This is a genomic window from Marinomonas sp. ef1, assembly GCF_002806845.1.
Taxonomy (GTDB): Bacteria; Pseudomonadota; Gammaproteobacteria; order Pseudomonadales; family Marinomonadaceae; genus Marinomonas; species Marinomonas polaris.
Genome location: NZ_NHTT01000002.1, coordinates 155,939 through 170,862 on the forward strand (window position 1 = coordinate 155,939; position 14,924 = coordinate 170,862).

The 14,924-nt window shown below is 43.9% G+C and carries 17 protein-coding genes; 11 read left to right on the top strand and 6 right to left on the bottom strand.

The window, feature by feature from the left end; translation table 11 throughout:
* Positions 1 to 70: 70 nt before the first annotated feature.
* From umuD to CCS02_RS03195, 6 genes are all read left to right on the top strand, one after another.
* Entirely contained in the window at positions 71 to 517 is a 447-nt protein-coding gene (gene umuD, locus CCS02_RS03170) for a translesion error-prone DNA polymerase V autoproteolytic subunit (RefSeq protein ID WP_100635751.1), read from the top strand.
* A complete protein-coding gene (gene umuC / locus CCS02_RS03175) occupies positions 517 to 1,788 on the top strand; it encodes a translesion error-prone DNA polymerase V subunit UmuC (RefSeq protein WP_100635753.1) in 1,272 nt (423 codons plus the stop codon). The genes umuD and umuC overlap by 1 nt, the downstream gene beginning before the upstream one ends.
* Positions 1,789 to 1,906: 118 nt before the next feature.
* On the top strand, positions 1,907 to 2,206 hold the full coding sequence (locus CCS02_RS03180; protein WP_100187742.1) for a type II toxin-antitoxin system RelE/ParE family toxin: 300 nt from the start codon (positions 1,907 to 1,909) through the stop codon (positions 2,204 to 2,206).
* A gap of 12 nt (positions 2,207 to 2,218) precedes the next feature.
* On the top strand, positions 2,219 to 2,503 hold the full coding sequence (locus tag CCS02_RS03185; protein WP_100187741.1) for an addiction module antidote protein: 285 nt from the start codon (positions 2,219 to 2,221) through the stop codon (positions 2,501 to 2,503).
* A gap of 10 nt (positions 2,504 to 2,513) precedes the next feature.
* Entirely contained in the window at positions 2,514 to 2,924 is a 411-nt protein-coding gene (locus tag CCS02_RS03190) for a GFA family protein (protein WP_072839254.1), read from the top strand.
* 295 nt (positions 2,925 to 3,219) lie between these two features.
* Positions 3,220 to 4,494 (top strand): cation:proton antiporter, encoded by a 1,275-nt coding sequence (locus CCS02_RS03195; protein ID WP_100635754.1) that lies wholly within the window; start codon positions 3,220 to 3,222, stop codon positions 4,492 to 4,494.
* A 269-nt stretch (positions 4,495 to 4,763) separates the two neighbouring features.
* Here CCS02_RS03195 and CCS02_RS03200 read toward each other — a convergent pair whose 3' ends face one another.
* Entirely contained in the window at positions 4,764 to 5,795 is a 1,032-nt protein-coding gene (locus CCS02_RS03200) for an aldo/keto reductase (protein WP_100635755.1), read from the bottom strand.
* A gap of 107 nt (positions 5,796 to 5,902) precedes the next feature.
* Between CCS02_RS03200 and CCS02_RS03205 the strand changes: the two genes are divergently transcribed.
* Positions 5,903 to 6,796, top strand: coding sequence for a LysR family transcriptional regulator (locus CCS02_RS03205; RefSeq protein WP_100635757.1), 894 nt, complete (start codon positions 5,903 to 5,905; stop codon positions 6,794 to 6,796).
* 162 nt (positions 6,797 to 6,958) lie between these two features.
* On the opposite strand, the gene CCS02_RS03210 is transcribed toward CCS02_RS03205, so the two are convergent.
* A complete protein-coding gene (locus CCS02_RS03210) occupies positions 6,959 to 7,480 on the bottom strand; it encodes an NADPH-dependent FMN reductase (protein ID WP_100635759.1) in 522 nt (173 codons plus the stop codon).
* A gap of 21 nt (positions 7,481 to 7,501) precedes the next feature.
* Entirely contained in the window at positions 7,502 to 8,686 is a 1,185-nt protein-coding gene (locus CCS02_RS03215; protein ID WP_100635761.1) for an MFS transporter, read from the bottom strand.
* A gap of 132 nt (positions 8,687 to 8,818) precedes the next feature.
* On the opposite strand from CCS02_RS03215, the gene soxR reads away from it, so the two are divergent.
* Positions 8,819 to 9,268 carry a redox-sensitive transcriptional activator SoxR gene (gene soxR / locus CCS02_RS03220; protein WP_100635762.1) on the top strand — a complete coding sequence of 150 codons (450 nt, stop codon included), beginning with the start codon at positions 8,819 to 8,821 and terminating at the stop codon, positions 9,266 to 9,268.
* 21 nt (positions 9,269 to 9,289) lie between these two features.
* On the opposite strand, the gene CCS02_RS03225 is transcribed toward soxR, so the two are convergent.
* Complete coding sequence (locus CCS02_RS03225; protein WP_100187736.1) at positions 9,290 to 9,505, bottom strand: hypothetical protein; 216 nt, start codon at positions 9,503 to 9,505, stop codon at positions 9,290 to 9,292.
* 252 nt (positions 9,506 to 9,757) lie between these two features.
* Between CCS02_RS03225 and corA the strand changes: the two genes are divergently transcribed.
* From corA to CCS02_RS03240, 3 genes are all read left to right on the top strand, one after another.
* Positions 9,758 to 10,945, top strand: coding sequence for a magnesium/cobalt transporter CorA (gene corA, locus CCS02_RS03230; RefSeq protein WP_100635764.1), 1,188 nt, complete (start codon positions 9,758 to 9,760; stop codon positions 10,943 to 10,945).
* A 443-nt stretch (positions 10,946 to 11,388) separates the two neighbouring features.
* Entirely contained in the window at positions 11,389 to 12,231 is an 843-nt protein-coding gene (locus tag CCS02_RS03235) for a carbon-nitrogen hydrolase family protein (RefSeq protein ID WP_100635765.1), read from the top strand.
* A 265-nt stretch (positions 12,232 to 12,496) separates the two neighbouring features.
* Positions 12,497 to 13,225, top strand: a complete 729-nt coding sequence (locus CCS02_RS03240; RefSeq protein WP_012069699.1) for a VIT1/CCC1 transporter family protein — start codon at positions 12,497 to 12,499, stop codon at positions 13,223 to 13,225.
* Between the two features lie 91 nt (positions 13,226 to 13,316).
* Here the strand turns inward: CCS02_RS03240 and CCS02_RS03245 are convergent, their stop codons facing one another.
* Positions 13,317 to 13,727: an MAPEG family protein gene (locus tag CCS02_RS03245; protein ID WP_084122279.1), complete on the bottom strand. Its 411-nt coding sequence runs from the start codon at positions 13,725 to 13,727 to the stop codon at positions 13,317 to 13,319.
* Between the two features lie 253 nt (positions 13,728 to 13,980).
* A complete protein-coding gene (locus CCS02_RS03250) occupies positions 13,981 to 14,808 on the bottom strand; it encodes a PRC-barrel domain-containing protein (RefSeq protein ID WP_100635767.1) in 828 nt (275 codons plus the stop codon).
* Between the last annotated feature and the right edge of the window lie 116 nt (positions 14,809 to 14,924).

Genomic DNA, 14,924 nt, shown 5'->3' on the forward strand with positions numbered 1-14,924 from the left:
AAAAATTCACTTGGTCATTCGCGCTGCTTAAAACTATACTGTGTATCTATACAGTATTTTGGTGTTTATCATGCGTGTGACTTATCTTGGTGTGTCTGAGTCGGCGGCGTTTATCGCGGCCAATAGTGTGCGAATCCCTTTGTATGTGGATTCGGTATCGGCGGGTTTTCCTTCGCCCGCTCAGGATTTTGTTGAAAAATCTTTGGACTTAAATGAGTTCTGTGTCGCTCATCCGAACGCGACGTTTTGCGTGCGTGCGCAAGGAGATTCGATGATCGATGTGGGCATTTATTCGGGTGATGTGTTGGTGGTCGATCGTTCGTTAACCGCACGTCATGGGGATATCGTCATTGCCTGCATTCATGGGGAAATGACGGTGAAGACGTTGGAGCTGAAGCCCAATGTGTTGCTTCGTCCGAAGAATAAAGCTTATAAAGCGATTCATATTACCGAAGAGTCCGAACTGGAGATCTTCGGTGTGGTAACGGGTGTGGTTCGCAAGTACGAGCGCGGTTGATGAAGACGATTTTTGCCTTAGTCGATTGCAATAACTTTTACGCCAGTTGCGAGAAGTTGTTCCGGCCAGATTTAAAACACACGCCTATTGTGGTGTTATCGAATAACGATGGCTGTATTGTCGCGCGTTCCAAAGAGGTAAAGGCGCTGGGCATTAAGATGGGCGTGCCGATGTTTCAAGTTCAGGACGAGATAAGAAAGCACGGCATTGTTTGCTTTTCGTCGAACTATGCGCTGTATGCGGATCTGTCGAATCGGGTGATGACCATCTTGGAAGAGGAAGCGCCACGGCTGGAAGTGTATTCCATCGATGAGGCGTTTATGGATTTAACTGGCGTTGATCATGTGACGGATTTGCTGGCGTTTGGCAAACGAGTAAAAGCCAAGGTCGATAAATGGACGGGTATTACGGTAGGCGTGGGTATTGCGCCAACCAAGACGCTGGCGAAATTGGCAAACCATGCGGCGAAGAAGTATCCAGCTACGGGTTCGGTGGTGGATTTGATGGACCCAGACAGACAAAAGCGCTTGCTGGCTTTGTTGGATGTGAGTGACGTATGGGGTGTTGGCCGTCGGACAACGGCGAAGCTAAAGGCGAGGGGAATTCATACCGCGTTGGATCTAGCGAATGCTGATCCTAAATCGATTCGAAGCGAGTTTTCTGTGGTGTTGGAGCGAACGATTAGAGAGTTGAATGGTGTGTCGTGTTTGGATTTGGAATTGGTAAGGCCAACAAAGCAGCAAATCATTTGCAGTCGGTCCTTTGGTCATAAAATCACAGATAAGCGTGAACTACGCGAAGCCATCGCCAAATACACAACTCGTGCGGCCGAGAAACTACGAGGGGAAAAACGATTTTGCCGCGTGGTGAGCGTGTTTATTCGTACCAGTCCCTTTATTCCAAATGAACCGCAATATTCGAAAACTCTGTCTGCAGAGCTTCCCAACCCAACCGACGACACGCGAGATTTATTAGAAGTGGCCGACGTGTTGTTTAATCGACTCTGGCGTGAAGGTTTTCGTTATATGAAAGCTGGCGTGATGCTGGCTGATTTTTATGAACACGGCAACTTCCAACAAGATTTACTCCGAGCTGATAATACGAAAATAAACTCAAAAGCCCTAATGAACGTGGTGGATCAAATCAACCACAGCGGCCTCGGCAACGTCTTCTTCGCCTCGCAAGGTGTTTCTCCTCAATGGGCCATGAAACGAGAACACCTATCGCCAGCCTATACGACCAATTGGGAAGAATTGCCAAAGGTTTGGTGAGGTCTGTCAGTTGCTAATGACCTTCCTGAATTTACTAGACACCAATAGTTTTTATGCAATTGAATATTGCAAGATGTTTCCTTTAGGATACAATTAAACGGAACAGAGGAGAAATGCTTTGCAGTACAGCATCAAAAAAACGGATTTTTTTGATAAGTGGCTACGGAAATTAAAAGACACTCAAGCAAAAATCCAAATATTGAACCGAATCGCACGAATAGAAAGTGAAGGATACTTTGGTGATTATAAAGAGATAACAGAAGAGCTTAGCGAACTACGTTTTTTCGCTGGTCCTGGTTACAGAGTTTATTTCACTGAAAAAGACGGTCAAATTGTGATCCTTCTAGCTGGTGGTGATAAATCTAGTCAACAGCGTGATATAAAAAAAGCAAAAATATTGCTTAATGATTTACTTTAAAGGAGAGAGGTCATGACAAACACAACAGCATTTGACGTGGCAAGCTACCTCGAAACGGACGAAGATATTAGGGCGTTTTTATCGACAGCTGCGGAAGATGGTAGCCCTGAGCATTTAATCTATTGTCTGGGTATTGCTGCAAGAGCAAGAGGTATGACGCAAGTAGCTAATGAGGCGGGCGTCACTCGCGCGAGCCTTTATAAATCACTTTCAAGTAATGCAAATCCAAAGCTAGAAACAATCACTAAGTTGTTAGGCGTTTTTGGCTGCAAGCTGAAAATTACGCCAATTGATTAAAAGGAATTTTATGTATCAGGGGAGTTGTTTATGTGGGTCGGTGACATTAGAAATTCATGGTGGTATAGATTCCATTATTCATTGTCACTGCTCTAAGTGCAGAAAAAGCTGTGGCACTGCTTATGCCACGAATGGGTTTATCGCTACAAAAGAGTTAGTGATAAAAACCGGGAAGGAGCTGATGGCATTTTATGAGACTTCACCGGGGAAAAAACGTCATTTTTGTAAGGTGTGTGCGTCACCCATTTTTAGCAGCAACGAACAATCGCCAGATCGTCTAAGATTGCGCCTTGGCATTCTAGATTCTGATATTGAAGAAAGACCACTCTCACATAATTTTGTGTCATCAAGCGCTAACTGGGATGATCTGGATGCAAACTTACCTCGTTATGATGCCCATGAACCAAGTCGAGGAGTTTAGGGTTAGATGAAAGCCATATCTATTTTTGACCGGAATGTTGTCGAGAGTAATAAGTACATCTAGAACAGGAAAATGAGTCTGAACGATAAGACAATCTCTTGTGTTAATACCATGCTCTGTACGATAGAGCACAGATAAAACCTCCAGAATTTATTACCATTTATTGCTGATCAATATGCCTCACACGCTGTATAAACAGCCCTACTAGATGTCGATAATGCTAGGTCTCTATGAGTGTTTAGTCAGAAAAGGGTATGACACTTTTTCAACTCAATAACAAACATCAGGAGATCCAATGAGTTTCTTTTCCTTGGTCAGTATTTTGATCACGCTTGCTGCGGTATCCAGTTATTTCAATTATCGATATATCAAGTTGCCGACGACCATCGGTGTCATGCTGGTGGCGTTGGTAGCGTCGCTTACGCTAATTATTATTGGTCCTTACACATCGGGAGTTCGTGAGCAGGCGGCGTCATTGGTGTCGCGCATCGATTTCGATAAAGTCGTATTGCACGGTATGTTGGCCTTTTTGCTCTTTGCGGCAGCCATTCATGTCAAGCTGGATAGCTTAGGGCGTGAATGGTTATCCATTGCTTTGCTTGCTGTGGTTGGCACCTTGATGTCGACCTTTATTGTCGGCTGGGTAACTTGGTTGCTTCTCGGTTGGCTTGGTTTAACCATTCCATTTTTGCATGCACTTTTATTCGGTGCTTTGATTTCGCCGACGGATCCTATTGCTGTGCTTTCCATTATGAAATCGGCGGGCGCCTCTGAGCAGCTCGAAAGTCAGATGGCGGGAGAATCGCTCTTCAACGATGGACTGGGAGTGGTGGTTTTTCTAATATTGTTGCAATTGTCTGGTTTGGATACGCCAGCGGCTGATGGCAGTGTTACTTCATCTTCCATCGACATGGCAGCGATCGGTATCTTGTTGCTAAAAGAAGTGGGTGGCGCGTTGTTACTGGCATCAATAACAGGTTATACGACGTATCTCATGCTGAAACGCGTGGATAACTACCAAGTGGAGGTGCTGTTGACGTTGGCTCTTGCAATGGGGTTATATGCGTTGGCGGATAGTTTGCATTTGTCTGCGCCTATTGCCGTGGTGGTTGCTGGTTTGTTTCTTGGTAATCATGGTCGTTTGTTCGCTATGAAGGACAAAACACGGGAACACGTGGATACCTTTTGGGAGCTGATCGATGAGATTCTGAACGTGGTGCTTTTTTTCCTAATTGGTTTGGAGCTGCTTGTTTTACCCATTGAAAGTGAGTGGTTGTTTGCGGGTGCTTTGTCGATATTGGTTGTATTGGCGGCTCGTTGGTTCTGTGTAGCAAGCATTATTGGCCCGCTTAGTAAGCTGACAAGTCAGTCAAAAGGGGCGATCACTATTCTTACGTGGGGCGGTTTACGCGGTGGTATTTCGGTGGCAATGGCCCTGTCGTTGCCAGTCAGTGAATCTCGCAGTTTGATACTAACGCTGACTTATTGCATCGTCATATTTTCGATTGTCGTGCAAGGGTTAACCATGGGTAAGGTGATCCGCATGAGCAGTCGCTCGACGAAAGAGTGACTGTTTGAAAGCCATAACTAAGCTGATAAGCGTTTTGAGCTACAAAAAGGTAAGTACTTCCATTTTTGACTTCTTATAATCAAAATTATTTTAAATGCGTGGTGATAGAGGATTACTTTTTGAGGAGAGGTGTTAGCAAGGGCTAGGACTAAATTGGAAGCATCTGCTAATAAGTTTGGGGTAAGGTGAAAAATAATGTAGTTTTTCAGCAGACCCCAAATTGAATTATGTAAAACGGTAGTATTTAAATAATTAGAAAGATAAACATATTAGCAAACAGAAGGGTTGCGTTCGCTAAATTGCCCATTCCAATAAGGGTAATATGGGTAGGGAATTGTGGTTTGACTAACTTGATCGAGTCGCTTTACTTGCTCTTCGGTTAGACGCCAACCTAGTGCTTTAATGTTGTCCCTTAATTGAGATTCGTTGCGAGCACCTATTAGTACGGACGACACACTGGGGCGATATAACACCCAATTCAAAGCAATTTGAGGAATAGTTTTGCCTGTTTCCATTGCGATCTCTTCCATCACATCAATCACATTATATAAGTGATCATCGATAACTGGTGGCGCGAACTGGGCTGTTTCGTGTAGTCGACTTTTTTCTGGAATCGGTTTATTTCGACTGATGTTACCAGTCAATCTTCCCCATCCAAGAGGACTCCAGACGATTGCTCCTAGCCCTTGATCTAACCCTAAAGGCATCAGTTCCCATTCGTAATCACGCCCCAGTAATGAGTAATAGGTTTGATTGGCAACAAAACGATTATAACCATAACGATCTGCCACAGCTTGAGACTTCATAACTTGCCAGCCCGAAAAATTAGATACGCCAATGTAACGGATTTTACCGGCACGCACTAAGTCATCCAGTGTCGACATAACGCTTTCTACGGGTGTCATGGCATCAAAGTGATGTAGCTGAAAAATGTCTATGTAGTCAGTGTCCAACCGTTTTAAAGCGTTATCGACGGATTCAATTAAACGATGGCGAGAGGCACCTACTTCATTTGATCCGTCTCCCATTCTTAGAGTGGATTTGGTAGAGATTATGACTTTATCTCTGCGCCCTTTGATGGTGGTGCCTAGAACACGTTCTGACTCGCCATCGGAGTAAACATCGGCCGTATCAAATAAGTTTATTCCATGCTCTAGCGCAATATCCACAATGTGCTTTGCTTCTTTTGCTTGAGTATTTCCCCAAGCACTAAACAGCGGCCCTTTGCCACCAAATGTACCTGCACCAAAGCCTAACGCTGGAACTTTAAAGCCAGAGTTGCCTAGAAATCTGTATTCCATTTTTATAAACCTCATAATGATTGAATAAAACCTAGAATACTCTCTTGATTTTATGTAAAAAACAGCAAAAATAGAGAAACACTTTCAACGTATTTTTGTTAATAGTTATGAGTAATTTAGCCGATATTTCTCTTTTTCTTCGTGTTGTCGATCATAAATCTATCAGCGCAGCAGCTCGTAGCGTCGGCATATCGCCAGCACTAGCGAGTAAAAGGTTACAAGTTTTGGAAAGTAATCTCGGTGTTCGTTTATTGCATCGAACAACGAGAAAGGTAAGTGTCACTCCTGAAGGGTTGGAATTGGCTCTAAAAGGACGACATCTGGTGGAGGATTTAGAAACCTTAACCAGTGATCTTAAACAAGTAACAAAAGAAGTTTCGGGCACACTACGTATAACGGCAGGCGTGTCTTTTGGTAGAGTGTTTATTTCGCCTTTGTTGCCTCAATTTCTGCAGCAGCATCCCAAGTTAAAGATACAGCTCAATCTTAGTGATGAAACCTCCAATCTAATTGATTCCGGATATGACCTCGCCATTCGCATATCGAGTTCTTTAGAAAGTTCTGGATTGGTTGCTAAAAAAATAATCAGTAACAAGCGTATTTTAGCTGCGTCACCAGACTATTTAGGAAAGTACGGTAGTCCCAAGACATTAGAGGAGCTTGCTCAGTATAATTGTTTGATTTTAGCTTCAGGGCAGGGGCGTGAAGATTTTCTACAGCTAATGGATCAAAAAGGGCGAGAGCATAAAGTAAAAGTACAAGGTACATTGGAAAGCAACCTTGGAGATGCCTTGTATCAAGCGGCTTTATCGGGTCTTGGAATCTCACTTCATTCTGAATGGCATATTAAAGAAGATCTTGAACAAGGGCGCTTGTGTCATGTCTTGCCAGAATTTTATAAGGAAACATCCATTTATGCCGTCATGCCACAACGTCAGTTTGTCCCTTTGCGGGTAAGAGCCTTTACTCAATTTATTGAACAACAACTAAATAAATTATAAATTTAGGGACAGATAATAAGCGATACTATTTTTTATCTGTCCCTAAATCCCATTTTTACTTCTCCAAAATAGCGAGTGTCACGTATGTTCTGAACTATCTGAACATACGTAAAGCTATTAGTTATCTAATAAAGAAATGTATTCCTTTTAAACTAGACAAAGTTAGAGCTTGTGGATTGCAGCGAGCAGGCTCTGGTTGAATGGCTCATCAGTCACGACATTTTTCTCCGCATCAAAGTTATCGTAGAAGCTGGGTAGCGATATGGCGCCGATGACGTTTGCGGCAAAGTAGGGCGCTGAGGCTTGTGCGGCGGCTAAAACACTTTGTGCTCCACTGGGGCCGGGTGAGGTGGATAGCATAAGAACGGGTTTATTCTGAAAGACTTTCATGTCTATTCGGGATGTCCAATCGAATAGGTTTTTATAGGCAGAAGTATAAGAACCGTTGTATTCAGCGAATGACATAACGATGCTATCGGCCGAGCCAATGGCGTTATAAAAATCTTGTGCTAGTTGTGGAATGCCCGATTCTTTTTCTCTGTCTTCACTGTAGATCGGCATTTCAAAATCGTTAATGTCGATTAGCGAGACGTCTGCGTTGTTGATTTGCTGCGCGGCATAAAAAGCCAATTGCTTGTTGATAGAGTTTTTGCTGTTGCTTGTGCCGAAGGTCAGTACTTTCATTTTAATATCCAACGATTAATGTTATTTCAAGTTTGTGATGAGAGCGGATTGCTTTTTTAGGGTAGTGGTGCCTGCAAGGGCTAGGACTAAAGTGAAAGCCCCTGCTAATAAGTAAAAATCACTGTATCCAAGCTTGGCGATAAGAGCTGAGGAAAAAAACGGGGAAACAAATTGTCCGATGAAGATGCTGCTGGTGAGCACGCCAGACGCGAGTCCGCGTTTGTTGCTTGGCACAAGTTCCATGCCTTTTGTCATGAAATTAGGCATCACGAATCCCATACAAACTCCCATTAGGCCGCAACCGAGAATAACAGAGCTGAACGAAGTAGCTTGTGATAGCACGAACATGCCAAGACTCATGGCGATGAAGCTTATGAGAGCCACGCCGTAACTTTGGATTTTGGCAACCAGTTTGCCAAAGAATATACTCGATATCGCCGCCATTAAGGTGCCCATTCCGATCGCTAAGCCTGATTTACTAGGGTCGGTTATGCCAATCTCCACCATAAAAAACGGTACTTGTGTTGGAAGGATATAAAAGACCATAAAGTGGCAGAAAATAAGAATTGAGCAGCCAATGAGCGGTTGTTTCCAACGTGTATTTTTATAGTCTTGCTGGTGATCGCTTGGCTGAACTGCCTGCTTAGTTTCAGAAATAGACAGAAATATTAGCGGTACGAATAGAATGGCAACAGCATAAATATAGAAGGGAAGCCGTGTGCTAGTGTTGGCTAAATAGCCAGCTGTGACAATGAATAGGATGCCGCCAATACTAGAAAAAACTTGTTGCAAACCCATGAATTGGCTTCTTTTCTGTCCAGAATAATAATCGGTTATTAGCGCCGTTACGGCGGTCATCAGTCCTGCGACACAAATACCCAAGATCGCTCTACTAATGATAATGCCTTCTAAATCTTGCAGCTGTGCACCAGCGGCACCAGCTATGGAAAAGACGATGGTGGCAATGATGATTTGATTTCTGCGACCGAACTTATCGGCTGTCCAGCCTAATATTGGCGCGAAAATCACCACAAATAAAGCTGGGATCGGTAACAGCATCTTTACTAAGAAATCGGCTGAAGGAGTTCCCGAAAACTCGTTAGCCAAACCGGGTAGCGCTGGGGCAATGGTGACATTAGACATAACCGTTAACGTGGAAATTAACAGCAGGCAAAGTGCTCTGGGTTCTAATAGATTGGTTTTCATTAAGGCTTTCTTCTTAGATATAGATAGTATTCTTTCAAGTATTTTCTAGCTGTTTTATTAAGTACTGAGCTTGAGCAATCTTGGATTTGCAGCTATTCTGCAACCTGAACTTAAGTTGAGGTCAAGCATCAAATGCAAAAAAAACTTATTCCTGAGTGGATATCTGTGGGTGTTTTAAGCGAAAGGACCGGCGTATCGGTGTCGGCTTTGCATTTCTATGAAAGGAAAGGTTTGATAAAGAGTCAAAGAAACACATCCAACCATAGGCAATACCCAAAACATGTTATTCGGATAGTTTCTCTGATTCAGGTTGCTCAGCGGACAGGATTTTCCTTGGAAGACATTTTGTTGGAACTTGAAGGATTACCAAACCGAACCCGCGTCACCCTAGAAGATTGGGAAGCGTTGGGTTCCCGATGGCAAAGCGAGCTTGATAGGAAGATTACTCAATTAATGGAACTGAAAAATATGATGGCCGATTGTATTGGCTGTGGTTGTCTGTCTCTTGAAAGGTGCCGGCTTCTCAACCCATACGATGAGCTGGGCGAAAAAGGCACTGGGCCACGACTGATGACAGAATAGGCTCAATCGACTTTTTGTGACCTATTTTTCTACTGGAATGTCTTTGATTATTTTCAAGATCGCAGGGTCGTTGCCAAGTCCAGCTAGATCGATGAGATAGCTTTTTTCGAGCTCTGGCATTGCTTGGTCTGCGATTAATTCTTTGAGTAGTGTTTGTTCATTGTTCGCGATGGCAGTTTTGATTGCGGCAAAGTTGGCGATACTTTGGCTGTGCTTGTGAGTATTGTTAGTTTCCATTTGTCGTGCTTCCTCTTTAGTTAAATTAAAGGTTTAGCTTGTTTCTAATCACCACGCTGCTTGTTTCTAATAACCACACTACGGGTGTAGCGGATAGAATGCAAATCTCTCTTTTGGACGTTTGTTCGTCAGCGCACCGATAGGTTTTGCCATTCGTCCTATCCTGCCTGTATATTCTTTTGATCTCTTTATTGCAGGCTTCGAAACTCTTACGAAGTAAGCCATTAAAAGTCAAAATGATAAGGGTGAAGAATGACGAAAGATAGCGATGTCTCAGTGGATCAAGCCATTAATGAAACCAATGATAGTGCGTCTTTATTAGGTTCTGGTGCTTGGCAAAATATGCCTTATCGCCAAGTAACGCCCGGTGAAATGCCCGGAATTGAGCATCTGGCGGATGTGTCTGATCCACCGGAAGCTGGCACGGTTATCATCAGTTACATCGATTATTCGGGAACTAAGTATGAAACCGGTTATGTGACGGATCTTGCCGACTATTTTGCTAAGCCAATACCAGATTGGGTGACAACTCGCTGGCTAAATGTCAGTCGTCCGCATCCTTATGTAATTAATCAATTTCGTCAGCATTTTGGTTTTCATACCCTAACGGCGGAAGATGTGATGCACATCCCGCAACGTCCTCGGGTTGAATTTTTTGATGACCATTTGTTTGTCGTGTTGCGAATGTTGCAACTTAATAAACAAGAATCGGACAATCCTTCCGCTGGCAGTGTACTGGACGCAGAACAGGTGAGTTTGTTTCTGTATGACAAGGTGCTAATTACTTTTCAAGAAAAGCCAGGCGATGTCTGGCAGCCAATTCGTGAGCGATTGCTTAAAGAAAATGCGCGTATCCGCAAAAATGGCACTGGTTATCTGCTTTATGCTTTGTTAGATGCCATGGTCGATCATTGCTTTCCGGTATTGGAAGAATATGGCGATATCCTCGAAGAACTTGAAATAACTACGTTAGAAAAGCCCACTCCGGCGATATTACATCGTATTCATGCGGTAAAACGTGAGTTGTCGTTGTTGCGGCGGATTGTCTGGCCAATACGTGAGGTGATTGATCATCTTTATCGTGAAGAAGATGGACGTATGGGGGAGGCCACTAAGCCTTATCTTCGAGATGTGTACGAACACACTATTCAGATTGTTGAGATTATTGAATCTTATCGCGAGATGGTTAGTGGTCTGACAGATCTTTATATGTCGGCGGTGTCCAATCGCATGAACGAAATCATGAAGGTGCTGACCATTATGTCTTCGGTATTTATTCCATTGACTTTTATTTCCAGTATTTACGGGATGAACTTTGAGTATATGCCAGAGTTAGGTAAACAATGGGCGTATCCGGCGCTGTGGGTGTTTTTTATCTTGTTGACGCTTGGCATGCTACTTTTCTTCAAGCGTAAGGGATGGTTGGGAAGTAATAGTTAAGCGTTTCATTTCGTTTTTTACTTCAATCTCTTAACAGAGGAATAACGTTTCTATGTCTAATCAAGTCACTGGGTCTAATCAAAGCACTGGGTCTAATCAAAGCACAGAGTCTAATCAGGAACATCATCGAGTGGATTGGTTCGGAGCCGCTGTAACATGAGCAACTACTGATCAATGTTCCGACATCTTTGGTGATTGCGAAGGATGATCCGGCGGCGGAAGGCTATACCGAACGGTATAAGAACTGGACGCGTGTGACAACGGACATTCATTTGATCGAACTGAATGAAGGCGAGCACTATTTTATGCGGACACAACCTGAAAAGGTCGCTGAATTAGTCAAGTACACATTGTTTTAGTCAAGTGCATGTTTTAGTTCGTGATATTTTGATTTACGATCAGCGGACACGTTGCGAGTCAGCTCTTTTCAAAGGAATGCAAATATGGAAAGTCAATTGAGACCATATCCGGACAAAACATTGCGTGTGGCTGTTGCACAGGCGCAGCCATACGCCGGGGATATTCGTGCCAATGTCCGTCAGTCCGTCGCGTTGATCCGGCAAGCTGCGGAACAAGAGGCCAGAGTCGTCCTGCTGCCGGAAAAATTTCTCAGCGGTTACGAGCCGGATCTGATCAAATCAAATCCTGAAGCATATGCAATCAGCCCGCATGATGAACGGCTTGACCCCATCGCCGCTGCTTGTCGCGAGTCAGGTGTGACGGCGATCGTCGGTGCGGCGACATGGCAGGCGGATAGGTTCTACATTAGTTCGGTGTGTTTCAATGAACAGGGGGAGCGCATCATGGACTACCATAAGCGTGCGCTTTTCAGTAGCGAAGCGGATTTCTTTACTCCGGGCAGTGAAGCTGGCGTTCTGCATATTGACGGGTGGAAACTGGGGCTTGCCATCTGTTATGACTCAGGATTTGCAGAACATGCGCGATCCGCGGCGGTCGACGGCTGCCATGCTTATCTGGTGAGTGCCTTGTTCAGTCAGGGGAACGGTTATCATGAATCTCGGATCTGGATGCCGGCCCGGGCGCTCGACAATACGATGTATGTCCTGATGTCGAATCATGTCGGTACCACGGGGGGATGGCCCGCTTGCGGTGCTAGTGCGATTTGGGGGCCTTACGGTAATCTGATTGTAGAAGCCCACGAAAGTGAGCCCGGTGTCGTTGTGGCCGAACTCGATCCTGAAATTTTGAAACAAATGCGATGCAAAGAAACGATGCTCAATGATTTTGTGAATCGGTATTCATGCTTGTCGCCAACTGAGGCCTGATGACGAAACTAAATATAAAAAGTAAGCACTGGGTGCGTCAGCGCACCGATGCATTTTGTCATTCGTTTTATCCTGCCTGTTTGTTCTATTAATCATTATTTCCAGTCTATCTAGTCTTCAAAGGGTGAACTTTGAGTGCGCGCCAGAATTGAAAAACACGCGATCTATGATGAGTTGTGGATGTTTTCACTTAAATTTCTTATTAAGTCGAATAGCCTACCATTGGGATAAATAGCAGACACATAGTCAGAGGAATAACGTTTCTATGTCTAATCAAGTTACTGGATCTAATCAAGCCACAGGGTCTCATCAGGAACATCATCGCCAACATCGAGTGGGTTGGTTAAGAGCTGCTGTTTTAGGTGCGAATGACGGTATTGTTTCCACGGCAAGTTTGATTATCGGTGTGGCGTCGGCCAATTCTGGACACACGGCGATCATGGTTGCAGGCACGGCAGGTTTAGTGGCTGGTGCTATTTCTATGGCGGCGGGGGAATATGTATCGGTGAGCTCTCAGGCTGATACGGAAAAGTCTGATTTGCAGGATGAAAAAAAGTCACTTGAACAGAATTACGAGGAAGAGGTGATAGAGTTAGCTGATATCTATCAAAAGCGAGGTGTGGAGCCAGAACTGTCCGTCACTGTGGCACGGCAACTGATGGCGCACGATGCGCTGGCGGCGCATTCTCGAGATGAAATCGGGATTTCTGACTTATCAGCAGCGCAACCTATAACGGCGGCTTTTTCTTCAGCGTTGAGTTTTACTTTGGGTGCGGCATTACCCTTGATGACGGCGTATTTTTATCATGATGAAGCAAATTTGTCCGTTGTTACCGCTGTGTTGTCTTTGGTGTTTCTCGCTATTTTAGGGGCGATTTCATCTTATTTGAGTGGTGCGAAAATGCTCACTGGTATAGTACGGGTCGGTTTTTGGGGCGCGTTAGCTATGGCGACGACGGCACTGGTCGGTATTGCTTTTGACGTTGCGGTTTAACAAATTAAATAGCCGATAAAAAAATGGACTGCGAGGTGCAGTCCATTTTTAATTGTTTTTAAACTATCAATATTGTTAATGATTTTGACGGTTAGATGCCACCAGCAAGGCCTGACATAACACCATAAGCCATAACCGGAATAGCGATTAAACTAGGTGCAAAGACGAGAGAACGGACAATCCGCACACCGAAAATATAGACTGGTACATACAGAACTCGTGAGATGATTGTGGCCAGCGCTGCATAATACGTCCAAGGATTGGATACATCGGTACTGACAGCTAAAACTGCCAGCGGTACATACATGATGCCGCCTTCCTTTAAATTTTCTAGCGTTCTATCGATACGATTACCCAAAGGTTTTTTACTGGGCTGCGCTTTTTCTCTGTTGCCAAAGCTAAACACTAAACCAGCTGTTTTGGCCATATAAGTTGACTGTAAAAGCACCATTATAAATATGAGCAGAGCGTAGATTACGACACTTAGTAATTCCATTGACATTTCGTTGAAACCTCTCTTTTTTATCGTTTTTGCGTGTTTTCTGCGCGTACTAATTAACCATAGTTAAAGTCTGTCTACGAGCAAATAATGGCTACTCAATGTAACAATTTTGTGTGTTTTCGTTAAAGGATTGAGCGAGATAAAAACGTAGATTTTATAGATGCGTTATTGCTTTAGTATTACTTGAAATGATGAAATGGACTGCATTGTACAGTCCATTTTTTAGAGCTTAGATAATAGGTTTTTTTAAGGGTTAATCTTGCTTTACTAGATTGGCTTTTTCGCCTCTCGCCCAGTAGCCAGTTAAACCATAATGATCGTAAACCGCTAGCTCATGTTCTCGGTTTAGGTTTTTGGTGGTGTGGTACTCGGGTGCTTCTTTTATTTGATGGCGAGTTAAGTTGATGGTGACTGAATTATCGGTCCAATCCATGTCTTCTATCCACTCTGGCGAGATAAGCACTTTGTGACCGCCAAACCAATTAGTGGTATCGACCATGAAGTAGCGAACCGCCATGGTATTGTCTTCAATTAGAAGCCCAGAAACATGCCCCATTTCACCGTCGATAGCGTGGATTTTGTAACCAATGATGGCTTTGCAACTGCGTAGGTTTGGATCATCGTTTTGATGTAATTCGCGTTTGGCTTTTTCATGAGCAAGCGTTGCATTGTCTGATTCTTCTTTAGAGTCTGGGTAATGGCCAAAGCATGGATACAATGAATATGGATACATGCCGCCACCCCAGAATCCAGTTCCGCCCCAATAATACGGATAGCCGTAGTAGCCTAAATGATCTATCTCGTGTTGGCGGGAAACTGGTTGGTTAGTGTCAATTTTAGGGCTGTTTTTTACTTGTTCTTTGGTGATGGCGACGGGAAAGACTTTTTCTCGCCAGTTGGCTTTTTCTATTCCGATAGGGGAGATTAAGACCTTACGGCTTGATAGCCAGCTGCCGGTTTCAACGACGAAATAACGTACAACCCATTCCTCGTCATCAAACAAGAAATCCGTCACTTCGCCTATATTGCCATCGGTGGCGGCAATGGTGTATCTCTCTAAGTCGTGCATGCTGCGTAACATAATTGATTGTCCTTTTGTCTTGTCTGACGGATTTGTCTTCCTATTAAACTAACCTTCCTGCCTTATGGTGTCAGTTCGCTGGCGTACAGACGCTAGATCGCTTGTTTTATTAAGAT